The organism is Roseomonas sp. CECT 9278, from assembly GCF_918698155.1.
In the GTDB taxonomy this organism is placed as follows: domain Bacteria; phylum Pseudomonadota; class Alphaproteobacteria; order Acetobacterales; family Acetobacteraceae; genus Neoroseomonas.
This window is the reverse complement of the sequence record NZ_CAKKLX010000023.1, coordinates 1-23,649: the sequence shown is the minus strand read 5'-3', so window position 1 is coordinate 23,649 and position 23,649 is coordinate 1. Positions and strand designations below refer to the sequence as shown.

The 23,649-nt window shown below is 71.8% G+C and carries 24 protein-coding genes; 16 read left to right on the top strand and 8 right to left on the bottom strand.

Annotated features, from left to right (window positions below):
- Window positions 1-230 precede the first annotated feature (230 nt).
- Window positions 231-1,511: a glycerate kinase gene (locus LQ222_RS15520; RefSeq protein ID WP_230167739.1), complete on the bottom strand. Its 1,281-nt coding sequence runs from the start codon at window positions 1,509-1,511 to the stop codon at window positions 231-233.
- A 296-nt stretch (window positions 1,512-1,807) separates the two neighbouring features.
- Between LQ222_RS15520 and LQ222_RS15515 the strand changes: the two genes are divergently transcribed.
- The 6 genes from LQ222_RS15515 (at window position 1,808) to LQ222_RS15490 (ending at window position 5,707) form a co-directional block, all read left to right on the top strand.
- Entirely contained in the window at window positions 1,808-2,155 is a 348-nt protein-coding gene (locus LQ222_RS15515) for a DUF1244 domain-containing protein (RefSeq protein ID WP_230167738.1), read from the top strand.
- Window positions 2,156-2,251: 96 nt separating this feature from the next.
- Complete coding sequence (locus LQ222_RS15510) at window positions 2,252-2,521, top strand: DUF2312 domain-containing protein (RefSeq protein WP_230167737.1); 270 nt, start codon at window positions 2,252-2,254, stop codon at window positions 2,519-2,521.
- Between the two features lie 2 nt (window positions 2,522-2,523).
- A complete protein-coding gene (locus tag LQ222_RS15505; protein WP_230167736.1) occupies window positions 2,524-2,871 on the top strand; it encodes a DOPA 4,5-dioxygenase family protein in 348 nt (115 codons plus the stop codon).
- Between the two features lie 149 nt (window positions 2,872-3,020).
- Window positions 3,021-3,998, top strand: coding sequence for a tripartite tricarboxylate transporter substrate binding protein (locus LQ222_RS15500; RefSeq protein WP_230167735.1), 978 nt, complete (start codon window positions 3,021-3,023; stop codon window positions 3,996-3,998).
- 16 nt (window positions 3,999-4,014) lie between these two features.
- A complete protein-coding gene (locus LQ222_RS15495) occupies window positions 4,015-5,088 on the top strand; it encodes a TauD/TfdA family dioxygenase (protein ID WP_230167734.1) in 1,074 nt (357 codons plus the stop codon).
- 124 nt (window positions 5,089-5,212) lie between these two features.
- On the top strand, window positions 5,213-5,707 hold the full coding sequence (locus LQ222_RS15490; RefSeq protein WP_230167733.1) for a hypothetical protein: 495 nt from the start codon (window positions 5,213-5,215) through the stop codon (window positions 5,705-5,707).
- 96 nt (window positions 5,708-5,803) lie between these two features.
- Here LQ222_RS15490 and LQ222_RS15485 read toward each other — a convergent pair whose 3' ends face one another.
- From LQ222_RS15485 to LQ222_RS15475, 3 genes are all read right to left on the bottom strand, one after another.
- Window positions 5,804-7,186: a CoA transferase gene (locus LQ222_RS15485; RefSeq protein WP_230167732.1), complete on the bottom strand. Its 1,383-nt coding sequence runs from the start codon at window positions 7,184-7,186 to the stop codon at window positions 5,804-5,806.
- A 64-nt stretch (window positions 7,187-7,250) separates the two neighbouring features.
- Complete coding sequence (locus LQ222_RS15480; protein WP_230167731.1) at window positions 7,251-7,409, bottom strand: hypothetical protein; 159 nt, start codon at window positions 7,407-7,409, stop codon at window positions 7,251-7,253.
- Between the two features lie 175 nt (window positions 7,410-7,584).
- Window positions 7,585-9,309: a long-chain fatty acid--CoA ligase gene (locus LQ222_RS15475; RefSeq protein ID WP_230167730.1), complete on the bottom strand. Its 1,725-nt coding sequence runs from the start codon at window positions 9,307-9,309 to the stop codon at window positions 7,585-7,587.
- 76 nt (window positions 9,310-9,385) lie between these two features.
- Between LQ222_RS15475 and LQ222_RS15470 the strand changes: the two genes are divergently transcribed.
- The 7 genes from LQ222_RS15470 to LQ222_RS15440 all read left to right on the top strand — a co-directional run bounded on the left by LQ222_RS15470 (window position 9,386) and on the right by LQ222_RS15440 (window position 18,143).
- Window positions 9,386-11,248: a M3 family oligoendopeptidase gene (locus LQ222_RS15470; RefSeq protein ID WP_374202171.1), complete on the top strand. Its 1,863-nt coding sequence runs from the start codon at window positions 9,386-9,388 to the stop codon at window positions 11,246-11,248.
- Window positions 11,241-12,620, top strand: a complete 1,380-nt coding sequence (locus LQ222_RS15465; RefSeq protein WP_230167728.1) for an AarF/ABC1/UbiB kinase family protein — start codon at window positions 11,241-11,243, stop codon at window positions 12,618-12,620. The genes LQ222_RS15470 and LQ222_RS15465 overlap by 8 nt, the downstream gene beginning before the upstream one ends.
- Before the next feature lie 189 nt (window positions 12,621-12,809).
- Window positions 12,810-13,934, top strand: a complete 1,125-nt coding sequence (locus LQ222_RS15460; protein ID WP_230167727.1) for an NAD(P) transhydrogenase subunit alpha — start codon at window positions 12,810-12,812, stop codon at window positions 13,932-13,934.
- 5 nt (window positions 13,935-13,939) lie between these two features.
- Window positions 13,940-14,335, top strand: a complete 396-nt coding sequence (locus tag LQ222_RS15455) for an NAD(P) transhydrogenase subunit alpha (protein WP_230167726.1) — start codon at window positions 13,940-13,942, stop codon at window positions 14,333-14,335.
- Window positions 14,336-14,339: 4 nt separating this feature from the next.
- Complete coding sequence (locus LQ222_RS15450; RefSeq protein WP_230167725.1) at window positions 14,340-15,746, top strand: NAD(P)(+) transhydrogenase (Re/Si-specific) subunit beta; 1,407 nt, start codon at window positions 14,340-14,342, stop codon at window positions 15,744-15,746.
- 16 nt (window positions 15,747-15,762) lie between these two features.
- Window positions 15,763-16,200: a hypothetical protein gene (locus tag LQ222_RS15445; RefSeq protein ID WP_230167724.1), complete on the top strand. Its 438-nt coding sequence runs from the start codon at window positions 15,763-15,765 to the stop codon at window positions 16,198-16,200.
- Window positions 16,201-16,334: 134 nt separating this feature from the next.
- Window positions 16,335-18,143 carry a monovalent cation:proton antiporter-2 (CPA2) family protein gene (locus tag LQ222_RS15440; RefSeq protein ID WP_230167723.1) on the top strand — a complete coding sequence of 603 codons (1,809 nt, stop codon included), beginning with the start codon at window positions 16,335-16,337 and terminating at the stop codon, window positions 18,141-18,143.
- 6 nt (window positions 18,144-18,149) lie between these two features.
- Here LQ222_RS15440 and LQ222_RS15435 read toward each other — a convergent pair whose 3' ends face one another.
- Window positions 18,150-19,142 (bottom strand): hypothetical protein, encoded by a 993-nt coding sequence (locus tag LQ222_RS15435; RefSeq protein ID WP_230167722.1) that lies wholly within the window; start codon window positions 19,140-19,142, stop codon window positions 18,150-18,152.
- Between the two features lie 128 nt (window positions 19,143-19,270).
- Window positions 19,271-19,474 (bottom strand): 30S ribosomal protein S21, encoded by a 204-nt coding sequence (gene rpsU / locus LQ222_RS15430; RefSeq protein ID WP_019459559.1) that lies wholly within the window; start codon window positions 19,472-19,474, stop codon window positions 19,271-19,273.
- A 184-nt stretch (window positions 19,475-19,658) separates the two neighbouring features.
- On the opposite strand from rpsU, the gene def reads away from it, so the two are divergent.
- The 3 genes from def to LQ222_RS15415 all read left to right on the top strand — a co-directional run bounded on the left by def (window position 19,659) and on the right by LQ222_RS15415 (window position 21,483).
- Window positions 19,659-20,180 carry a peptide deformylase gene (gene def / locus LQ222_RS15425; protein WP_230167721.1) on the top strand — a complete coding sequence of 174 codons (522 nt, stop codon included), beginning with the start codon at window positions 19,659-19,661 and terminating at the stop codon, window positions 20,178-20,180.
- Window positions 20,177-20,779: a COQ9 family protein gene (locus LQ222_RS15420; RefSeq protein WP_230167720.1), complete on the top strand. Its 603-nt coding sequence runs from the start codon at window positions 20,177-20,179 to the stop codon at window positions 20,777-20,779. The genes def and LQ222_RS15420 overlap by 4 nt, the downstream gene beginning before the upstream one ends.
- Before the next feature lie 185 nt (window positions 20,780-20,964).
- On the top strand, window positions 20,965-21,483 hold the full coding sequence (locus tag LQ222_RS15415; protein WP_230167719.1) for a hypothetical protein: 519 nt from the start codon (window positions 20,965-20,967) through the stop codon (window positions 21,481-21,483).
- 258 nt (window positions 21,484-21,741) lie between these two features.
- Here the strand turns inward: LQ222_RS15415 and LQ222_RS15410 are convergent, their stop codons facing one another.
- Both LQ222_RS15410 and LQ222_RS15405 read right to left on the bottom strand, forming a co-directional pair.
- On the bottom strand, window positions 21,742-22,869 hold the full coding sequence (locus tag LQ222_RS15410; RefSeq protein WP_230167718.1) for an OmpA family protein: 1,128 nt from the start codon (window positions 22,867-22,869) through the stop codon (window positions 21,742-21,744).
- A 205-nt stretch (window positions 22,870-23,074) separates the two neighbouring features.
- Window positions 23,075-23,649 (bottom strand): OmpA family protein (locus LQ222_RS15405; RefSeq protein ID WP_230167717.1); only part of this gene is annotated, 575 nt, incomplete at its 5' end.

Here is a 23,649-nt window from a genome sequence, read left to right as displayed (position 1 = left end):
CGGGGCGCAGGGCGGTGGGGGCCAGGCCCAGGATGCGGGCGACGTCGATCACCCGGTCATCGGGCACGCGTTTCCATTGCGAGACGGCGGCGGTTGAGATGCCGAGCTCCGTGGCAATGCGGGTGATGGCGCCGCGGCGGGCGAAGATGTCTTCCAGGGTGGGGTCGCGCATGGCGTGGGCTTATCATGCCTAAGCCCGGGCGCGCATTCGCAAAGTTATCTTAGGATATTTAAGTCACCAGCAGTGCGCGGAAGTCGTTCACGTTGGTCAGGGTCGGGCCGGTGGTGACCAGGTCGGACAGGGTGGCGAACACGCGGTGGCTGTCATGGGCGGCCAGCAGCGCGCGCGGGTCGAGGCCGGCGGCGCGGGCGCGGGCGAGGGTGTCGGGGGTGGCGATGGCGCCGGCATTGTCGTCCGACCCGTCGATCCCGTCGGTGTCGCCCATCAGCGCCCAGATGCCGGGCGCGCCCGCCAGGGCCAGCGTGCAGCCGAGCAGGCATTCGCCGTTGCGCCCGCCGCGGCCCGGGCTTTGCGCGCGGATGGTGACGGTGGTCTCGCCGCCGGAGAGCAGCACGCAGGGGCCGGGCAAGGGGTGGCCATGCATGCGGGCCGACAGCGCGATGCCGGCGAGCGCGGTGCCGAGCTCGCGCGCCTCGCCTTCCAGCGCATCGCCCAGGATGAGAGGCGTGAGGCCCAGCGCGCGGGCCTGGGTGGCGGCGGCCTCCAGCGCCATCAGGGGCGTGGCGATGAAGCGGTAGTCGGGCGCGGGCAGGCGCGGGTCGCCGGGCTTGGGGGATTCATCGGCGCCGGCGGCCAGGTGCGCGGTCACGGCGGGCGGCAAGGCCATGCGGTAATGCGCGACCAGGGCGCGGGCGTCGGCGAAGGTCGAGGGGTCGGGCACGGTGGGGCCGGAGGCGATGACCGTCGGGTCGTCGCCCGGCACGTCGGAGATCGCCAGCGTCACCACCCGCGCCGGGTATGCCGCCGCCGCCAGCCGCCCGCCGGAGAAGGCCGACAGGTGGCGGCGGATGCAGTTCATCTCGTGGATGGTGGCGCCCGAGGCGAGCAGCGCGCGGTTCACGGCGATCAGGTCGGGCAGGGACAGGCCCGGGGCGGGCAGGGTGGTGAGCGACGACCCGCCGCCGGAGACCAGGAACAGCACCAGGTCGCCGGGGCCGGCGGCCTGCGCCAGCGCCAGCATCCGGCGGGCGGCATCGGCGCCGGGGTCGTCGGGGACGGGGTGGGCGGCCTCGGCGACCTCGATGTGGCGCGTCGGATGGTTGTGGCCGTAGCGGGTGACGACCAGGCCATGCAGGGGCACGTCGGGCCAGGCGGCCTCGACCGCGGCGGCCATGACGGCGGCGGATTTTCCCGCGCCCAGCACCAGCACGCGGCCGGCGGGGCGCTCGGGCAGGTGGCGGGCCAGCACCGTGCGCGGGTCGGCGGCGGCCACCGCGGCGTCGAACAGGCGGCGAAGGGCGGCGCGGGCGGCCGGGTCGGTCATGGTCATGCTGTGGCGGGTCTCCCGCGCGGGAGGGTGCTTCAAGGCCCCGGCGGCAGCAAGCGCGCGGCGATGGGGCGACGGCGTCGGGGCCTGCGTGCCTCGGGGGGGCGTCGGCGGTGGGGGCCGCGCGCGCTCCGGGGCGGGGCGTCGGTGGCCTGTGCATCGCCAGGCGCGCGGGGCTGGCGCTGCCGGCGGTGCGCCGGCCGCCGACGCGCACGGCAGTCCCGCCTGCACAGGACATGCCGCTTGATCGCGCCGCGCGCAGGCGCATCTTGGGCAGACGCATCGCAGGAACCACGCCCATGCCCGCGCCCATGAAGGAAGCCGACCTCGCCCTCGGCGCCGCCGCCGCGATCGACCCCGCCACGCGCGACGCGATCGAGGCCGCCGCCTTCCGCAAGCTGGTGCAGCACCTGCGCGAGCGGAACGACGTGCAGAACATCGACATGATGAACCTGGCCGGCTTCTGCCGGAACTGCCTGTCGCGCTGGTTCCAGGAGGCGGCCGGCGACCGCGGCGTGACGCTGGAGACCCCCGCGGCGCGCGAGGCGCTGTACGGCATGCCCTACAAGGACTGGCAGGCGGCCCATCAGAAGGAGGCGTCCGCGGAACAGAAGGCCGCCTTCGCCGCCGCCAATCCCGGCCATTGAAACCACGCCGGCACCGCGGCCGGACCGAGCAGGAGGGCCTTGATGGCGCGCACCCCGAAGGCTAAGCCCGCCTCCCTTCAAACCACGGGCAGGGCGATGTCACAGGCAGCCAAGACCAGCGACGACACCGAGGTCGGCGGCATCGCGGCCGACCGGCTGCGGTCCATCATCGAGCGCGTGGAACGCCTCGAGGAGGAGAAGAAGGCGCTGTCGTCCGACATCAAGGACATCATGGCGGAAGCGAAGTCGGCCGGCTTCGACGTCAAGGTGATCCGGCAGATCCTGCGCATCCGCAAGCAGGAACCCGCGGATGTGGAGGAGCAGGAGACGCTGCTCGACCTGTATCGCCGCGCGCTGGGGATGTGAGCATGTTCGCGCCGCCCGATGCCATCACGGGCTGGCACGCGCATGTGTATTTCGACGCGGGCTCGCGCGACGCCGCGGCGCGGCTGCGCGAGGGTATCGCGCAGGCCTTCCCCGACGCCGTGCTCGGCCGGTGGCACGACAAGCCGGTCGGCCCGCACCCGCAGGCGATGTACCAGGTGGCCTTCGCGCCCGCGCTGTTCCCCACGCTGGTGCCGTTCCTGGCGCTGAACCGGGAGGGGCTGGCGGTGCTGGTGCATCCCGAGACCGGGCGGCAGAAGGCGGACCACCTGCATCACGCGATGTGGATGGGGGCGGTGCTGGCGCTGGATGCGAGCGTGTTGCCGGAATAGACGGCGCAGCGCGCCATGGCATGACGTGCCGGCCGCGTGCGTCGCCATCGGCCCGCGCGCCAGGGGCGATGCGGCGCGGCACCGCCGCGTGTTGACCCGCCGAGCGCTGCGACGGAACCTTGGGTGGCCCCAGCCCCAGGATGCCCAGCGTGACATTCCCGACCCTGCCGCGCCGTGCCTTGCCCGCCATGCTCGGCGCCCTTGCCACACCCGCTCTGGCCCAGCCCTCCTGGCCCAACCGCCCCATCCGCTTCGTCGTCCCCTGGCCACCCGGTGGCCTCAACGACCTGATCGCGCGGGCCTTCAACGAGCGCGTCGGCGCCGTGCTCGGCCAGACCATCGTCAATGACTTCAAGCCCGGCGCGGGCGGGCGGATCGGGGTGGCGGAGGTCGCGCGCGCCGCACCCGATGGCTATGTGATCGGCATGGGCAACCTCGGGCCGCTGACCATCTTCCCGAACCTCTATCGCGACATGCCCTTCGACGTCGGCCGCGACCTCGCGCCCGTGACGATGTTCGCCGCATCGCCGCTGGTGCTGGTGACCAAGGGGGATTTCCCGGCGACGACCGTGGCCGAGCTGATCGCGCGCGCGAAGGCGCAGCCCGGGCGGCTCAACTACGGGTCGGTCGGCATCGGCACGGCGCAGCATCTGATCTTCGAGATGTTCAGGCAGCGCGACGGCGTCGACATGGTCCACGTGCCCTATCGCGGCAACACCGACAGCCTGTTGGCACTGCTGGGCGGCGACGTGCAGGCGATGTTCGAAACCCTGCCCACCATCCTGCCCGCCATCCGCGACGGGCGGGTGCGCGCACTCGCCGTCACCACGCCCACGCGCGTGCCGCAATTGCCGGATGTGCCGACGCTGGCCGAGGCCGGGCAGCCGGGGATCGAGGTCTCGACCTGGTATGCCGTGATCGCGCCGGCGCGCACGCCGGCGCCGATCCTGGACCGGCTGTTCGATGTCTATACGCAGGTGGCGCAGACGCCCGACATGCAGCGCTTCCTGGCCGAGCAGGGGCTGGTCTGGCTGCCCAATACCCGCGCCGGCTTCGCCGAGCGCATCGCCGCGGAATCAGCGCGCTGGGCGGTGCTGATCCGCGAGCGCGGCATCAGCGTGAATTGAGGAAGGGAAGGCCAGCATGGACCACGCGATGGCACCGATCGGCGGGGCTTCCGCCTGGCGCGGCAGCGCGGAACTCGCGGCGCGCGGCTTCTGGCCGCGGCGGCTGGACGCAGCCGAGATCGCCGCGCTGGAGGCGGCCGTCGCGGGCGTGAAGGCCGCGGGGCGCGCGCCGCCGGCGATCGCGCGGGAGCATTTTTCCGCCCCGGCGCTGGCGCCGCTGCTGGCGGAGGTGACGCGCGAACTGGAGGATGGCGCGGGCGTGCTGCGCCTGTCGGGGCTGCCGGTGGAACGGCTGTCGCGCGAGGACCTGCGCATCCTGTTCTGGGGGCTGTGCGTGAATATCGGCACGCCGCTGTTCCAGAACACCACGGGCGAGTTCATCGGCGAGGTGAAGGACGAGACCGGCGCGGGGATCGCGGTGACGGGCGGGGGTGCGGGGCCGGTGCCCTCGGCGCGGGCGCGGTCGCGGTCCACCGGGCCGCTGCGCTTCCATACCGACAAGTGTGACCTGCTGTGCCTGCTGTGCGCGTCGAACGGGATCGCCGGCGGTGTCTCGCGCGTGGTGTCCACGGTTGCCATCCATGACGAGATGGCGCGGCGTCGGCCGGATTTGCTCGCGGTGCTCTACGAGGATTTCTGGCGGATGCGGCCGGCCGATGAGGAAGGCGCGCAGCACAGCGACCGCGTGTTCCGCATGCCGGTGTTCGCGCGCGGGCCGGAGGGGGATTTCACCAGCCAGTATTCGCGCACCTATGTCGAGATGGCGCATGCCGAGCCGGGGGTGCCGCCGTTGCGCGCGGACCAGGTGGAGGCGATGGATATGCTGGCGGCGCTGGCCGACGAGCTGTGCGCGGAGGCGCCGTTCACGCCGGGGGATATCCAGTTGCTGAACCAGCATGTGACGTATCACGGGCGCACGGCCTACGCGGATGATGCGGCGGCGGGGGCGCACCGGGTGTTGCTGCGCGTGTGGCTGGCGGTGGCGGGGAGCAGGGCGCTGCCGGAAGGGCACAGGGTGCAGTGGGGGGCGGTGGAGAAGGGGGCGTTGCGCGGGGGCGCGGTGCTGGGGAGGAGTGCGGTGGCGGCGTGAGGGGGAAAGTGCGCGAATTCGGAACGACCGAAGCAGCGCCAGTGCCACCGGGGAGCTCTGACGCCTTCCGGTCGAGCGCGGCCCGCTTGGTCCAGCCACGAGGCGACGTCCCGAGGAGGATTCCATGGCGATCAAGCCGACCCATCCTGCTGTAGCGATCGCTTCGATCATGAAGTCGACGGACAAGGGGTGGTTACGGCAGTTCCGGGCAAACATGGTCGTTGCCGGCGCTTCGGACATCGTCGCGGCGATCGATGAGAGGTTCCGTGAGTTGGATGCCCACGTCCTGCGCGAGCGCATAGGGCAACCGATTGCAGACATGACGCTGATCGAGCGCGTTCGCGAAGCGGCACGGGTCTACGAGGAGTTCCTTCGCCACAAGCATGGTGGCAAGCGCATTCGGGCGGCGCGGACGAATGATATGATCAATCGCTGGGGCGAGAAGGAAGCGGTCCGCCGCACAGTTGCGAAGCTCGACAGGTCCGACGGACTTGACCTGCTGGCTCTTCACGGTCGGTTGGACTGCGCTTACGAACGGATCATCCTCGATTTTCCGGCTGAGTTTGATGCTGACGTCATCGCAAAGGCGAGGGCAAATCTGGCCCGCCTCAAGGCGTAGAAGGGCAACGGTCCAGGCGGGCGGCTGAAGCTCTACAGGGGACATGACTGAAGGCGAAGCAGCCGCCCTTGCCCGTGGCGACTGACGCGTGGCGGCTCAGCGCGACCATTCGGCCGCATCGCTCCCCAACCCCACCGCCGGCAGCACCCACCGCGCCGGCGTCCCCGACATCCCCGCGCTGTGCCGCACCGCCGTCATGCGCCCGAAGCCGCTGTCGCTGTCTTCCAGGAACCTCGCCGCGTCGCCGATGCCCGGCGCCGCCAACCCGCCCTCGACCCGCCCCAGCCGCTTGATCCATTCCCCCGTGCCCGCCAGCGAGACGCGCACCAGCCACGACCCGCCTTCCTCCGCCCGCCGCAGCAACGCCGCCATCGCGCCCAACGCCAGCAGGTAGCCCGAGGCATGGTCCAGCGCCTGGCAGGGCAGCGGCCGGGGCTTGTCCTCGCCGGCGGCGATGCGTTCCTCGTCATTGATGCCGTTGGCGTTCTGCACCAGGGAATCGAAGCCACGCCTTCCTGCCCAAGGACCAAAATGCCCCCAGGCGGAGAGCGAGACGCAGACGATCCCGGGCTTCAGCGCCGCGAGGTCGGCCGGCGCGAAGCCGCGCGACGCGATCGCGCCGGGGCGGTAGCCTTGCAGGAACACGTCGGCACCGGCGGCCAGGCCGCGCAGCGTGGCGCGCCCGTCCTGCCCGCGCAGGTCGATGAAGGCGGTGCGCTTGCCGCGGCCGGTGTCCATCGCCAGCACCGGCAGCGCGGGCAGGTGGGCGGCGCTGATGTGCAGCACCTCGGCGCCATGCGCCGCGAGCGTCCGCCCGGCGACCGGGCCGGCGATGACCTTGGTGAGGTCGAGCACGCGGAGGCCTTCGAGCGGCCGGGCGCCGAGCGGGGGCAGGGGTGTGGGCGGGGCGTCGCCGATGCGTTCGATCAGCACCGGCGGCAGGGACGCCGCGGCGATGCCGGCGGGGTGGGCGGCCCATTCGGCCAGGCTGCGCGTCATGGTGGCGACGCCGCCCGCGTCGTAGATCGCGGTCTCGGCGGCTTCGGCGTGCCAGGTGGACAGCGCGGCGGCGACCTCGGCGCGGTCGTAGCCGCAGCCCAGCACGCGCAGCACCGCGTCGCGGTGGTGTTCGTGGTTGGTGTGCAGGCGGATCCAGCGCCCGTCTCCCGCGCGGTAGAGGCCAGCGATGGCGTCCCAGTCATGCGCCTCGACGCCGGGGACGTGCATGTGGCGTTCGGAGTGGAACTCTGTGAGTGCGTGGGCGATGTCGATTGTGACGCGTTGCGCGGGGCCGCCGCGCGCGGCATGGATGGCCGCCGCTGCGGCGCCGGTCGCGCCGATGGAGGCCAGTGCCGCTGTGCCGATGGCGTAGGTCGAGGGCTGGCAGGGGTCGGTGCCGTGCAGCCCGACCGGCGGCATGTCCCGCAAGCCGGCAAGGGTCCAGAGGTCGCGCAAGGCAGTGTCGGGATGGGGGCGCATGTGGGCAGCGTCGCGCTGACGGGGCGCGCCGTCCAGGGTGCCGGCCCCGACGGGCGCAGCCGGTCTATCGCCGTCCGGTGCGGGAGGATTCCGAAGCGGCGCCGTCTTCGAGGCGATCCAGCGCATCGGCCAGGCGCTCCAGCGCATCGCCCAGCCTGCGGGCGACGGCCCAGAGGCCCGCGACGCCGGCGATCGCCAGCGCGAGCGTTTCCAGATGCCCCATGGCGGTCTCCCGGCGCGCCTGCGCGGCGTCGTGGCGCCGGCCAGGCGTGATGGCCGATGGCGCCATCCTGGAGGCGTCCGGGCTTCCGAAGGGTTGACGGGCCGGGCCATCGTTTTCGGCGGCGCGAAGAGTCCGCGCGGGCTGCCGGCCATCCGGGGCGCGTGGTCGGCGCGGGTCAGCCCGACAGCGCCTCGATCGCCGCCCGCCGCTCCTCGATCACAACCCTTCGCTTCACCTTCATCGTCGGCGTCAGCAGCCCGTTCTCGATGGTGAAGGGCTCGGTCGCCGCGAAGTGCCGCACGCGCTCGATGGTCGGCAGCTTGCCGTTCACGCGGCGCACGGCGTCGCCGATCTTCTCCGCCATGCCGTCGGCGGGGACGATCAGCGCGACCAGCGCGGGCTTGCCCTCGCCGGCGACCAGCGCCTGGTGGATTTCGGGTTCGGCCATCAGTAGGGATTCGATCTTGGCGGGGCTGACCATGTCGCCGCCCAGCGTCTTGATGAAGTCCCGCTTGCGGTCGGTGATGCGCAGGCGGCCGTCCTCCAGCACGCCGACATCGCCGGTGTGCAGCCAGTCCCCGGGCGCGCCCGCGATGGGCTTCAGCGCCGCGGCGGTGGCGTCGGGATTGGCCCAATAGCCGGTCATCACCAGGTCGCCCTGGACCAGCACCTCGCCATCCTCGGCGATGCGAAGCGCCACGCCCTTGAGCGGCGGGCCGACGGTGGTGCGGTGGTTGTCCCAGGGCAGGTTCACGCTGACCACGGGGCCGGCCTCGGTCTGCCCATAGCCCTGGATGACCGGCAGGCCCAATGCGATGAAGAAGCCCGACAGGTCGGGATCGAGCCGCGCGCCGCCCGAGACCATCGCCTGCAACGTCCCGCCGAAGCGCGCACGGGTCTTCTCGCGCACCAGCCTGTCGAGCACGGCATCCTGGATGCGCTCCAGCATCCCGAGCGGCGGGCCGTCCATCCGCCGCAAGCCGAGTTCCACCGCGCGGTCGAACAGCCGGCGCTTGAACGGTGTTTCCTTCTCCAGCCCCGCCAGGATGCGCCCGCGCAGCACCTCGAACAGGCGGGGCACGGCGGTGATGACGGCGGGCTGGATCTCGGCCAGCTCGTGGGAGAGGCGGTCGGCGCCGCGCGAGTAGACAACTTCCAGGCCCAGCGACGGGAGCAGGAAGCCGCCCACCGTGTGCTCGTAGGAATGCGACAGCGGCAGGAAGGACAAATAGCACTTGCCCGACAGGCCGAGCCGTTCGGCCAGGGGTGCGACGCCGTCGCGGTTCGCCAGCAGCGCGCGGTGCGGCAGCATGACCCCCTTGGGCAGGCCGCCGGTGCCGGAGGTGTAGATCAGGCAGGCGATCGCCTCGGGGCTGATCTGCTCGGCCTCGGCGGCCAGCGCGGCGGGGTCGCCGGCGGTGGCGATGGCCTCGGCCCAGGCGTGGCCGGCCAGGCCCGCGGCGCTGGGCGGATCCTCGCAGCACACCAGCAGGTCCAGGCCATTGGCGAGCGCGGCGCCCTCCAGCACCTTCTCGGCCAGCCTGCGGGTCGAGACGATGGCCGCGCGCGCGCCGGAATCGCGCAGGATATGCGCGTGGTCGCCCGCCAGGTTGGTGGTGTAGGTCGGTACCGTCACCGCGCCGATCGCCATGATGGCGGTGTCGGCGATCGGGAATTCGGGGCGGTTTTCGCTGACCAGCAGCACGCGGTCGCCCGCTGCGATGCCGCGGGCGCGCAGGAAGGCGGCGACGGACGCCACTTGCACCGCGAAGTCGCCCCATTTCAGCGACTGCCAGGCGCCGCCATGCCAATGGCGGAACAGCGGCCGGTCGGCCCATTCCGCCGCGCGGGACAGCATCATGGCCGGCAAGGTCGGCCAGCGGCCCGGCGTGTACGGCATGGATTCTCCCCAGTTCGGCGTCCCGGTCGCATGGTGGTGTGGCGGCGACGCTTGGCCAAGCCCTCGATTGGCCTATATGGGCAACGTGACCAGAACCCATCTGCCGACCCCGCTCCGCGCCCCCCTCGATGCCGCAGCCGCGCCTGGCGCGCTGCCGGTATGGGACCTGTCCGACCTCTATGCCGCGCCGGACGACCCGCGCCTGGCCGCCGACCTCGACCGGATCGAGCGCGAGGCGCGCGCCTATGAGGCGCGGCTGGCGGGCAAGCTGGGGGCACTGAGCGGCGACGCGCTGGCGCAGGCGATCGGCGAATACGAGGCGATGTGGGAAGGCCTCGGGCGCGTGTCGTCCTATGCCGGGCTGGTGTTTTCCGGCGACGCGCAGGACGCGGCGAATGGCCGCTTCTACCAGACCATCCAGGAGCGGGTGACGACCATCTCCACCCACCTGCTGTTCTTCACGCTGGAGTTGAACCGGCTGGAGGACCACGCGCTGGAGAAGAAGGTCGGCGGGTCGGCGGCGCTGGCGCATTGGCGGCCCTGGCTGCGCGACCTGCGGGTGTTCCGCCCGCACCAGCTGAGTGACGAATCCGAGAAGCTGCTGCATGAGAAGGAAGTGGCCGGGCGGTCCGCCTGGGTGCGGCTGTTCGATGAGACCATCGCCACCATGAAGGTGCCGGTGGGGGGCGAGGAACTGACCGTCTCCGCCGCGCTGAACCGCCTGTCGGACCGCGACCGCGCGGTGCGGGCGGCGGCGGCCGAAGGTGTCTCGGCCGCCTTCGGCGAACGCGCGCGGCTGTTCACGCTGATCACGAACACGCTGCTGAAGGACAAGGAGATCGAGGATACCTGGCGCCACTACCCGCGCCCGGGGTCCTACCGGAACCGGTCGAACATGGTCGAGGACGAGGTGGTGGATGCGCTGGTCAGCGCCGTCCGCCAGTCCTTCCCGCGGCTGTCGCACCGCTACTACGGCATGAAGGCGAAGTGGCTGGGGCTGGAGAAGCTGCAGCACTGGGACCGCAACGCCCCGCTGCCGGACGAGGATGACCGCCTGGTGCCCTGGCCCGAGGCGGTGGAGCGCGTGCTGAATTCCTACGCCGCCTTCAGCCCGGAACTGGCGCAGATCGGCCGGCGCTTCTTCGACAAGCCGTGGATCGACGCCGCACTTCGGCCGGGCAAGGCGTCCGGCGCCTTCGCCCACCCGACCGTGCCCAGCGCGCACCCGTACCTGCTGCTGAACTATCACGGCAAGCCGCGCGACGTGATGACGCTGGCGCATGAGCTGGGCCATGGCGTGCACCAGGTGCTGGCGGCCGGGCAGGGCTACCTGATGTCCTCGACGCCGCTGACCCTGGCGGAAACCGCGTCCGTGTTCGGCGAGATGCTGACCTTCCGCGCCGTGCTGGATGCCGAGGCTGATCCCCGCCGCCGCCGCGCCATGCTGGCCGGCAAGGTCGAGGACATGCTGAACACGGTGGTCCGCCAGGTCGCCTTCTACCGCTTCGAGACGCTGCTGCACGACGAACGGCGCAAGGGCGAACTCAGCAGCGAGCGCATCGCCGAATTGTGGATGCAGGTGCAGGTGGAAAGCCTGGGCCCGGCCTTCGACTTCACCCCGGATTACGGCGTTTACTGGGCCTATATCCCGCACTTCGTGCACTCGCCCTTCTATGTCTACGCCTATGCCTTCGGGGATTGCCTGGTGAATGCGCTCTATGGCGTGTTCGGCGAGGGCGGGGTGCAGGATTTCGAGGCGAAGTACCTGGACATGCTGCGCGCCGGCGGCACCAAGCGGCACCAGGAACTGCTCGCACCCTTCGGCCTGAACGCGGCCGACCCGGCCTTCTGGATGAAGGGGCTGGATGTGATCTCGGGCTTTATCGATGAATTGGCGCGCGCGACGCGCGACGACGAGCTGGAGCGCGCGGATGGCTGACCGCGAGGGCAGCACCATCTTCGGGGAGGCGCGGCGGATGCTGCGCACCTCCGGCGCTGTCGGCGGCATCGCCGCGCGCTATGCCGGGCAGCGCTTCCTGGGCATGAAGTCCGACAAGGCGGCGCATGCCGAGGACCTGAAGGCCATCCTGGGCGGGCTCAAGGGCCCGATGATGAAGGTGGCGCAGTTCCTGTCCACCGTGCCGGACGCGCTGCCGCCGGAATACGCCAAGGAACTGGCGACGCTGCAGGCGAATGCGCCGCCGATGGGCTGGCCCTTCGTGAAGCGGCGCATGGGCACGGAGCTTGGCCCGGCCTGGGAATCCCGCTTCGCGTCCTTCGAGCACGAGGCCGCTGCGGCGGCGTCGCTGGGCCAGGTGCATCGCGCCGTGCTGCATGACGGCACGCGCGTGGCGTGCAAGCTGCAATACCCGGACATGGCGAGCGTGGTCGAAGCCGACCTGCGCCAGTTGAAGATGGCGCTCGCCGTCTTCCGCCGCATGGACAGCACGCTGGAGAACGAGGAGGCCTTCATCGAGCTGTCCGACCGGTTGCGCGAGGAGCTCGACTACAAGCGCGAGGCGGCGCAGCAGCGGCTCTATGCGAAGATGCTGGCCGGCGTGCCGGGCGTGCGCGTGCCCACGCCGGTCGATGACCTGTCGACGCGGCGGCTGCTGACCATGACCTGGCTCGATGGCCGCGCCATCCAGGCGCGCATCGACGAGGACCCGCCGCTGGAGGAGCGCAACGCCTATGCCCGCGCGCTGTTCCGCGCCTGGTATGTGCCGCTGTACGGCTATGGCGTGATCCATGGCGACCCGCACCTCGGCAACTACCAGGTGCGGTCGGACATGCCGGAGAATGGCGGCTGGGGGATCAACCTGCTCGATTTCGGGGTGGTGCGGATCTTCCCGCCATCCTTCATCGGCGGCGTGATCATGCTGTTCGAGGCGATCCGCGACGGGGACTTCGACAAGGCGGCCGAGGCGTATCGGATCTGGGGGTTCAAGAACCTCTCTCGCGAGACGATCGAGGTGCTGAATATCTGGGCGAAGTTTTTGTACGAGCCGCTGCTGGACGACGCGGTGCGGCCGATCCAGCTGGATGACGACCCGCAGGTGGGGCGGCGGATCGCGGAGCAGGTGCATGCGGGGCTGAAGCGCACCGGGGGCGTGCGGGTGCCGCGGGAGTTTCCGCTGATGGACCGCGCGGCGATCGGGCTGGGGTCGGTGTTCCTGCGGCTCGGCGCCAGGCTGAACTGGCATGAGCTGTTCCAGGAGCTGATCCAGGGCTTCGATGTGCAGGTGCTGGCGGAGAAGCAGCGCGTGGCGCTGGCGGAGGCGGGGTTGCCGGATCCGCATCCGCCCGGCTGACCGTGTCCGGCGCGCCACGCGCGCCGGACAAGCGGTTGCGTCTTCGCCACCGGTCTTGAAATTCCCGGCCCCGGGCCCGTGCTGGCGCCGTGGCCGGCGCGCCGCGCCGGCCACGGGATCGACGCTGGACAGCCCGCCGTCCCGCTTGTAGTTGCGCTGCATCATAGTGGCGCGTGGGGGTATCTCCGAATGCGTGTGGCGGTCCTGAAGGAATGGCGCGGCGGGGAAACCCGCGTCGCCGCGACACCCGAGACGGTGAAGAAATACATCGGTCTCGGGCTGGATGTGGCGGTGGAGGCGGGCGCGGGCCTGGCATCCGGCTTCATCGACAGCGCCTATGCCGAGGCGGGCGCGACCATCGCCGCCGATGCCGCCGCCGCGCTGGACGGGGCGGGCATCGTGCTGGTGGTGCGCGCGCCCGAGGCGCCGCTGCCGCGCGGCGCGCTGCTGATCGGCACGCTGGGCGCCGATGCGGCGGCCGCGGCGGCCTATGCGGCGGCGGGCGTGGATGCGTGCTCCATGGAATTGCTGCCGCGCATCACTCGCGCGCAGTCGATGGACGTGCTGTCCTCCCAGGCCAACCTGGCGGGCTATCGCGCGGTGATCGAGGGCGCGGGTGCGTATGACCGCGGCTTCCCGATGATGATGACGGCGGCCGGCACGGTGCCCGCCGCGAATGCCTTCATCATGGGCGCGGGTGTCGCGGGGCTGCAGGCCATCGCGACGGCGCGGCGGCTCGGCGGGCGCGTCTCCGCCACCGACGTGCGGCCGGCGGCGAAGGAAGAGATCAAGTCGCTGGGTGCGTCCTTCGTCGGCTACGAGGACGAGGAGAGCAAGGCGGCGCAGACGGCCGGCGGCTACGCGAAGCAGTTGAGCGCGGAATTCTACGCCAAGCAGGCCGAAGTCGTGGCCGCGCATATCGCCAAGCAGGACGTGGTCGTCTGCACCGCGCTGGTGCAGGGGCGCCGCGCGCCCACGCTGGTCACCGCCGCCATGGTCGAATCGATGAAGCCGGGCAGCGTGATCGTGGACATCGCCGCCGATGCCGGCGGCAACTGCGCGCTGACCAAGCCGGGCGAGCTGTTCGTGACGGCCAATGGCGTGAAGATCCTGGGCTTCACCAACTGGCCCGGGCGTTTGCCGGCGGCGGCGTCCGCGCTGTATGCGCGCAACCTGCTGACCTTCCTGACCACCTTCTGGGACAAGGAAGCGCGCGCGCCGAAGCTGCCCGAGGACGACGACATCGTGAAGGGCGTCACGCTGACCCGCGGCGGCGCCGTGGTCCATCCGCTGATGCAGGCGCAGGGGGGCTGAGCCAGATGAACCCGACCCAGATCGCGAACGAGGCGCAGACCATCGCCGAACGCGCCGCGGCCCTGGCCGATACCGCGCGCCGCATGGCGGAAGCCGCGGCGCCGGCGGCCGAGGCGATCTCGCCCTTCCTGTACCTGCTGACCATTTTCCTGCTGGCCTGCTTCGTGGGCTACCACGTGGTGTGGAACGTCACGCCCGCGCTGCATTCGCCGCTGATGGGCGTGACCAATGCGATCTCCTCGGTGATCGTGGTGGGTGCCATCCTGGCTGCTGGGCACGCGGAAAGCGGCGTGGCGCGCACCTTCGGCTTCCTGGGCGTGACGCTGGCCGCGGTGAACATCTTCGGCGGCTTCATGGTGACGCGACGCATGCTCGCGATGTTCAAGAAGAAGGGGAGCTGACGCCATGGGCACGACGCTCTCGACCATTGCCTACCTTGCGGCATCGGTCCTGTTCATCCTGGCCCTGCGCGGCCTGAGCCACCCCGAGACCAGCCAGAAGGGCAACCTGTATGGCATGATCGGGATGGGGATCGCGATCTTCGCGACCATCTTCAAGGGCGGCATCGACTTCGGCGGCTTCATGCTGATCGTGGCCGGCCTGGCCATCGGCGGCACCGCCGGCACGGTGCTGGCGCAGCGCATCCAGATGACGTCGCTGCCGCAGCTGGTGGCGGCCTTCCACAGCCTGGTCGGCATGGCGGCGGTGTTCGTCGCCGCGGCGGCCTTCTATTCGCCGGAGAGCTTCGGCATCGGCATCCGCGGCAACATCAAGGCGGTGTCGCTGATCGAGATGTCGCTGGGGCTCGCGATCGGCGCCATCACCTTCTCGGGCTCGGTCATCGCGTTCCTGAAGCTGGATGGGCGCATGTCGGGCGCGCCGATCACCTTCGAGAACCAGCACAAGCTGAACGCCATCCTGGGCGGCGTGCTGGCGCTGCTGGTGCTGCTGTTCGTGATCACCGGCTGGGGCATCCTGTTCTGGGCGATCGCGCTGCTGTCCTTCGCGCTGGGCTTCCTGCTGATCATCCCGATCGGCGGGGCGGACATGCCGGTGGTTGTGTCCATGCTGAACAGCTATTCGGGCTGGGCGGCGGCGGGCATCGGCTTCACCATCGGCAACCTGCTGCTGATCGTGACGGGCGCGCTGGTCGGTGCCTCGGGTGCCATCCTGTCCTACATCATGTGCAAGGGGATGAACCGCAGCATCATCAACGTGCTGCTGGGCGGGTTCGGGTCCGATGGCGGCGTGGCGGGGCCGGGCGGCGACAATGCCGACCGGCCGCCGGTGAAGGCGGGTTCGCCGGAAGACGCCGCCTACATGATGAAGAACGCGCAGAAGATCATCGTGGTGCCGGGCTACGGCATGGCGGTGGCGCAGGCGCAGCAGGTGCTGCGCGAAATGGCCGACCTGCTGAAGAAGGAGGGCGTGGAGATTTCCTACGCCATCCATCCGGTGGCCGGCCGCATGCCCGGGCACATGAACGTGCTGCTGGCCGAGGCGAACGTGCCCTATGACGAGGTGCACGAGCTCGAGGAGATCAACCCCGAATTCGCCGATGCCGACGTGGCCTTCGTGATCGGGGCGAACGATGTGACCAACCCTGCCGCCAAGACCGACAAGTCGTCGGCCATCTACGGCATGCCGATCCTGGACGTGGAGAAGGCCAAGACGGTCTTCTTCATCAAGCGCGGCATGGCATCGGGCTACGCCGGCGTGGACAACGAGCTGTTCTTCCGCCCGAACACGATGATGCTGTTCGGGGATGCGAAGAAGGTCACGCAGGAAATCGTGCAGGCGCTGCAGCGGTAGCGGCGGCAGCGGCGCGGTGGAGACGACCGCGCCGCGCACCGTCCTGCTGATCCTGCCTGGCGCGGTGCTGCCGATGAGCACCGTGGCCCTGACCCAGGCGCAGGCCTCGCGCCGGGAGCTCGCCGAGGCCTATCGCGAGGCCTGGCTGTTCGATGCCGACGGCACGCTGCGGCGCTTCGACGCGGTGCGCGTGCTGGGCCCCTGGGGCGCTTCCGCACCGCGCCGGCTGCTGAGCTGGCTGACCAATGGCTGGCGCGTCGCGGTGGATCTCTCGGCGCCGGTGGCATGGGATGTCGATGCGCTGCGCGACCGGCTGGTCGCCGGCCTGCACGCCGCCGAAGCCTGGACCGACCCGGCCGCCGCCCTGGCCGCGCTGCGTGCCGCCCGGACGCCGCGCGCGCTGTTCGACGCGCTGGATCTGCCGCCGCCCGACCAGGCGCTGGACGTGCTGTAGAGCCGTGTCACGAGAGCCGTGTCACGCGCCGCGCAGCGCGGCGTTGCCTGCGCCGGCGCCGCACGCCAGCATGAGCGCGATCATCGCCGGGGAAGTTCCATGAGCAGGCCAGCGTCGCCGAAGGGCCGCATCGCATGAGCGCGGAATCGCACGGGCCTGACCTGGTCAGCGTGGTGGCGCTGCTGGGGGCCGCGGTGGTGGCGGTGCCGCTGTTCAAGCGGCTCGGGCTCGGCTCCGTGCTGGGCTACCTGGTGGCGGGGCTGGTCATCGGTCCCTTCGGCGTCGGGCTGTTCACGGACGCGCAGTCGATCCTGCATGTCGCGGAACTTGGCGTGGTGATGTTCCTGTTCATCATCGGGCTGGAGATGGAGCCCTCGCGCCTATGGGCCATGCGCCAGCAGATCTTCGGCCTGGGTGTCGCGCAGGTGGGCCTGTGCATGGCGCTGCTGGGCGGGGTCGCGTGGCTGGCGGGCTATCCGCCGGTGGTGGCCTTCGTGGCGGGCACGGGCTTCGTGCTGACCTCGACCGCGATCGTGATGCAGATGCTCGAGGAACGGCGCATGGTCGGCACGAAGGCCGGGCAGCGCATCATCGCGGTGCTGCTGCTCGAGGACCTGGCGATCGTGCCGCTGCTGGCGCTGGTGGCGTTCCTCGCACCCGGGGCGGGGGAGACCAGCGCGCTCGATCGCTGGCAGGCGGTGGGCCTGGGCCTGGCGTCGATCGCCGCCCTGGTCGCGGCCGGGCTGTACCTGCTGAACCCGATGTGCCGCCTGCTGGCCGAGGCCCGCGCGCGGGAGGTGATGACGGCCGCCGCGCTGCTGGTGGTGCTGGGATCGGCACTGGCCATGCAACTGGGCGGGCTGTCGATGGCGATGGGCGCCTTCCTGGCCGGCGTGCTGCTGTCCGAGAGCGCCTTCCGCCACCAGCTCGAAGCCGATGTGGAGCCGTTCCGCGGGCTGCTGCTGGGGCTGTTCTTCCTGGCCGTGGGCATGTCGCTCGACCTCGCGATCATCGGGGCGAACTGGGCGCTGGTGGCGGGCGGGGTGGTGGCCTGCATGGTGGTGAAGGCGGGCGCGATCTATGCGGTCGCGCGTGCGGCGCGGGCCCACCACCGGGAGGCGCTGGAACGCGCGGTGCTGATGGCGCAGGGCGGCGAATTCGCCTTCGTGCTGTATGCCGCCGCGGCGGCGGTGGGCATCATCGACCAGCCGACCAATGCGGTGCTGACCGCGACCGTCATCGTGTCGATGGTGCTGACGCCGGCGATGGTCATCCTGCACGACCGGATGATGCCGCCCGCCGCACCCTCGCTCGATGGCGTCGAGGCGCCGGACGGCAACGAGGCGAGCGTGCTGATCATCGGCTTCGGGCGGTTCGGGCAGATCGCGGGGTCGTCGATGCTGACGCGCCAGTGCAGCATCTCGGTCATCGACACCGACCCCGAGATGGTGCGCGAAGCCAACGCCTATGGCTTCAAGGTGCATTACGGGGACGGCACGCGGCTCGATATCCTGCATGCGGCGGGGGCGGGGCGGGCCCAGGTCATCCTGTGCTGCGTCGACGACCGCGACGCCGCGCTGCGGATCATCCACCTGCTGAAGGCGGAGTTCCGCGGCATTCCCGTGCTGGCGCGCGCCTTCGACCGCGAGCACGCGATGCGCCTGCTGGCCGCCGGCGCGGACGAGGTGGTGCGCGAGACCTTCGAATCCGCGCTGGCGATCGGGCGATCGGCGCTGATCCGCATGGGCACCGCCGATGCCGAGGCGGAGGAGGTGATCGCGACGCAGCGCCGGCGCGATGCCGAACGCTTCGCGCTGGAGGCCTCGCAGGGCATGGAGGCGGGGCGCCGGCTGCTGCTGTCGCACCAGGCCGATTGGCTGGGCGGCGCGCCGGTCGAGCCGGCCGCGGCGCCGCCCCAGCCGCCGGCGGCCAGCGGGTCCTGACGCGGTTCAGCGCAGCGCGGGCGGCGGCCAGGCCATGGCGCGCAGCGGGCGGCCGGGCGCGGCGCGCACGAAATTGGTCCAGGTGCGGCAATCGGTCATCAGCCAGCCGGCATCCGGCGCCTCGCTGAGCGCGAGCGGCGGGCAGCGCTGCTGGCGCGCGAAGGTGGCGGCGTCGCGCGCCAGGTTCGGCCGGCGCGACCGCGCGGTGTTCTCCCACCGCTCCCAGCGCACCATGCCGAGGTCGCGCGCCAGCACGAAGCGTTCCAGGTGGTCGGCGGTGGCGATGGCGCCGCCGCCATAATGTTCCGAGACGATGGCATCGACGCGCGCGCTGCCCTGCCGGCCGGTCGCGGCATCGCGCCAGGGCAGGTCGAGCGGCGTGCGGCGCCAGCGCGTCAGGCTGTCGTCGAAGCGGGTCGGGCAGGCGGCGGCCGTGGGGGCGATGCGCAGGCGCACCACGCGTTCGCTCCAGCCGGCCCCGGGCTGCGGCGCGGCCACCAGCCAGCCCTGCCAGCCGAGGCCGCCCTGCCGGCAGTCAGGCGACAGGAACCACTGCACGCCGCCGCCGCCATCCTCGGTCATGGCGATATAGGCGGGGCCGGGGGTGAGGGGCACGACCTGGCCGCCATCGCCGCGGCCGCTGTCGAAGGCGCCGAAGCGGCGACCCTCGCCGGCGCCGAAATCGAAGGTGTGGATGGCGGCGGGGCGGCCCATCAGCGTGCCCAGCACGGCGTCCGAGGCCTGGTAGCCCTGCGGCTGGGCGGCCGCGTGTTCGACCGCCGGCCAGTCGTGGCGGCGATAGGGCATCGGGTCGGCCTGCTGCTGCGCCACGCGGCGCGCGCAGCCGGCGTCAATCGGCAGGCGCCCCGGCACCATGCGCCCGGCGGCATCGAGGCAGGCGGATTGCACCAGCCAGGGTTCGAGCGGCGATTGCGCGAGGGCAGGCGCGGCCAGGACCGCGCACAACAAAAAGCCGCGGATCACGGTGTCCCGTGCCACGGCCATCTGTCTTGCGCCGATCTGGCGCCGTGCTTCGCGCGGACGCGAAGGGGAATGGCGTCCGGCCTGGCGGGCATCTGCCACGCCGATCCTGCGCGCGGAGAGTTCCGGCGCAGGGGCCGGGCGGATCAGAAGCCTTCGCGCTCCAGGCGCTTGCGCTCGACCTTGCGGGCGCGGCGGACGGCCTCGGCGGCCTCGCGCGCGCGGCGCTCGCTGGGCTTCTCGTAGTGGCGGCGAAGCTTCATCTCGCGGAAGACGCCCTCACGCTGGAGCTTCTTCTTGAGGGCCTTCAGGGCCTGATCGACATTGTTGTCACGAACGACGACTTGCACGCGGCGCAACCTCCTGCGCGTTGGATGTGGGATAGGCGAAGGCGAAATGGCACGGCCGGTCACCCGGTCCGCGCGATCGGGCGGAGCCTTAGCATGGATTCGCGCCGCGCCGGAAGCCCTCCCGCAGCGGCGCGACGCCCTATATTGAAGGCGGCGCCACCCTTCCACCAGCGCCGGGACCGCCATGGCCATCCTGAAGATCGCCCGCATGGGCCACCCCATCCTGCTGGAGCGCGCCGCCGCGGTCGCGGACCCGACCGACCCCGAGATCCGCCGCCTGGTCGCCGACATGGCGGCCACCATGGAGGATGCCGGGGGAATCGGGCTGGCGGCGCCGCAGGTCCATGTGGGGCTGCGGCTGTTCGTGTGGCGGACCGGGGCGGGGGGTGTCTCGGCGCTGATCAACCCCGTGCTGGAGCCGGTCGGCGAGGAGACCGAGGCCGCCTTCGAGGGCTGCCTGTCGATCCCCGGCCTGCGCGGCGCGGTGCGCCGGCCGGCGCGCATCCGCTTCCGCGGCCTGGATATCGCCGGGCAGCCGGTGGACGGGGAGGCGGCGGGGCTGGTGGCGCGCGTCATGCAGCACGAGACGGACCACCTGGACGGCGTGCTCTATCCGATGCGGATGGAGGACCTGTCGCAATTCGGCTTCACCGAGGAACTCGCCCGCGCCGCCGAGCAGGCGCGCGCGGCCAAGGAGGCGACATGACCGAGCTGAACGAGGCCGACCGCGCCAGCCGCGATGCGGTGATCCGCGCGCTGCTGCCGCTGGTGCCGCAGGCCGGCTGGACCGCGCGGGGCATCGCCGCCGCGCTGCGCGATGCCGGGCTGCCCGAGGAGGAGGCAACCTTCCTGTTCCCGCGCGGCCCGGTCGGCGCCATCGAGGCGTGGCTCGACCTGGCCGACCGCGAGATGGCGGAGGCCGCGGGGGATCTGTCGGAATTGCGAACCCCCGACCGCATCCGCGCGCTGATCGCGACGCGGCTGCGCCAGGCGGGACCGCACCGGGAGGCGGTGCGCCAGGCGCTGGCGGTGCAGTCGCTGCCGTGGAATGTGGGGTCGGCCTTGCGCACGGTGGCGCGCACGGCGAATGCCATGTGGCATGCGGCGGGGGACAGCTCGGCCGATTTCTCCTGGTACACGCGGCGGGCCAGCCTGGGCGCGGTCTATGGCGCAACGCTGGCCTTCTGGCTGCGTGACGAATCCGAGGATATCGGCCCGACGCTGGACTTCCTGGACCGCCGGCTGGCGGGGCTGGCGCGCGTGGGGAAGCTGCGGCGGCGCTGCAGCACGGCGCGCGCGGCCTGACCTTGCGGGGGCGTCTTCACGGCACCCCGCAAGGCCTTGGACCGCTTGCCGATTGTAACGACATTTTGGGGTTTCCCCCGTATCCGGTTGCGGGGTATCAGCGAAGCCAGGAGTCGTGTACCGCGCCCCGGCGATTCGGGGGGCGGTGCGCGCCCCACCCATCCGCAAGGGAGCGCCTGGCGCCCATGAACAAGATCCGCACCGTCGTCGCCGCGCTCTGCGGCGTGGCCATCGCCGCACCCGCGCTCGCGAATACCTGCCTGCGGCCGGAGGAGCGCAACGTGTTCGAGCTGCGCGCCCTGCGGTCCTACCTGATGGTGACCGCGCTGCAGTGCCAGAAGAGCGAGCCCTACAACCAGTTCATCCGCCGCTTCGGCGGTGACCTGACCACGGCCGACCGCGCCGCGCAGGCGCATTTCACGCGCGCCTTCGGCGGCGCGGGGCGCACCCGCCTCGACAGCTACAACACCACCATGGCGAACGAGCATTCCGAGGATGCGATCCGCGGCGGGTCGTTCTTCTGCCGCGACGCCGACCCGCTGTTCCAGCGCGTGCTCGCCACGCCGGCGCCGCAGCTGGCCGCGCTGGCGGCCGAGCGCAACATCCCGCAGACCTATGGCGATGATTGCGGCGCGACGCCGGCGGCGGCAGCGCGCCCCGCGGCCCGCACGGCCACGCGGACGACATCCACGCCCCGTCGCTGACCGGCAGGAGATCGATCTCGAAGGGGCGGCGCGCAGGCGCCGCCCCTTTTGCGTTGCGCCCGCCGTCCGAGGCTCACGCCACCACCTCGGTTTGCGCGGAGGCGCGATCCGGGAGCGCAGCGCGCGAGCGCGCCCGGCCTGCGCGCCGCCGCCGGCGCGCCAGTGCGTGGCGCGAAGGCCAGCCGGCCGGATGGCCGGCGCCCGCCGTCTGAGGGCGAAAAAACAAGCGGATGGCCGGCGGCCGACGGCCGCCGGCCATCAGCGCACCAGGATTTCCACCCGCCGGTTCTGCGGTTCGCGCACGTCGTCGGCGGTCGGCACCAGCGGCTGCGTCTCGCCCAGGGCGGTGATGGCAATGTCCTCCCGCGCGATGCCGCGGCGGATGAGTTCGGCCGCCACCGTCTCGGCGCGGCGGCGCGACAGCGCCTGGTTGTACTGCACGGTGCCCGACCGGTCGGCGTGGCCGGCGACCTCGATCCGCGTGCTGCGCTGGCTGCGGGCGTGCTGCACGGCCTCGGTGATGATCTGGCGGGCGCGCTCGGTCAGGTCGGCGCGGTTCCAGTCGAAGAAGACCAGGAAGGTGCGGCTGGCCTGCGGCACCGCGGCGGGCGCCGGGGCGGGCGGCGTGGCGCCGCGCCCGAGCGTGTAGCGGAAGCCCAGCATCAGGGAATGGTTGTAGACATCGGGTTCGGCCGCGCCCGATGCCACGGTGGCGCCGGTCAGCGGGTTGTCGAAGCGTGCCTGCAGGCGCGGCTGGAGCGTGCCGAGGAAGCGGTATTCGGCGGTGACCGACAGCCCCGGCGCGAAGCCCACCGGGAAGGCCAGGCCGGCGATGCCCTGGTAGGCGAAGCGGCCGTCGCTGTCGTCCACGCGCATGCGCAGCGCGCCGTTCTGCCCGAGGCCGCGCACGCCGGCCCAGTCGGTCACGACATAGCCGGCGCCGATGCCGACATAGGGCACCACGGGGCCGAAGACGCCGAGGTCGAGCAGGGCATTGCCCATCACGCCCCAGCTTTCCTGCCGGCCGGAGGGGCCGCCCATGCTGGCCCAGCCGGCGGCGCCGGAGACGCTGTCGACCTCGTTGCTGCGGTAATTGCCTTCGAGTTCGAGTCGCAGCCCGTTGCCGAAGCCCCAGCCCAGGCTGAGCACGCCAGCGACGCCCGGCGTGAAGCCCACCGACCCGCCGCTGCCATAGCCGGCGCGCCCGAGCCCCAGCGCGGCCGCCTGGTCGAGGTTGAGGTCGGTGTCGGGCGCGAGGTTCCAGCCGAAGCCGCCGGCGATGTAGGGCCCGGTGGCGAATTGCGCGGCCGCCGGGCCGGCCGCGGCGAACAGGCCAAGGGCAGCGGCGGCGAGTGTCAGGCGGCGGAGCGGAGCGGCGGGGGGCATGGCGATTCGAATATGGGGTGGGGCGTTGGGAAAGTGTGCAGGACGAAGCCTTGTGCTGCAATGCGGAAGGCAAGGCCAGGCGCGCCGCGCTGCAATGCGCCGCGGGAAGCTGTGCCGCTCAGCCAGGGGCCGGCCGTCCCCCTGAACGCAGAAAGGGGCGCCCTGCGGCGCCCCTTCCCGTGATGTCCGGTGATGTGTCCCGCGATTAGCGGAGCACGATCTCCACGCGGCGGTTCTGCGGCTCGCGGGTGTTGTCCGGGGTCGGGACCAGCAGCTGGCTCTCGCCGACGCCGCGGGCGGTGATCTCGCCGCGCGGCACGCCCAGGCGCACCAGCTCGGCGGCGACCGCGTTGGCGCGGCGGACCGACAGGCCCTGGTTGTACTGCGCCGAGCCCGAGGTGTCGGTGTGACCCGTCACTTCGATGCGCGTCACCGCCTGGCGGGTACGGGCCTGCGCGGCTTCCGCGATGATCTGGCGCGCGCGCGCGGTCAGGTCGGCGCGGTTCCAGTCGAAGAACACCAGGAAGGTGCGCGCCGGGGCCGGGGCCACGGCGGCCGGGACCGGCGCGGTGCCGGTGCGGCCGAAGTTGTAGCGCACGCCGAACATGATGGAGTGGTTCAGGTTGTCGGCTTCCAGCGTGTAGGCGGTGCGGTCCGCCAGGCGCTGGCCGCCATACTGCACCACGCCATTGGCGCGGCCGTTGATGTCGTGGCCGATGGTGCCCATGAAGCGGTATTCGGCGGTCAGGGCCAGGCCCGGCACGCTGTCGATCGGCAGCG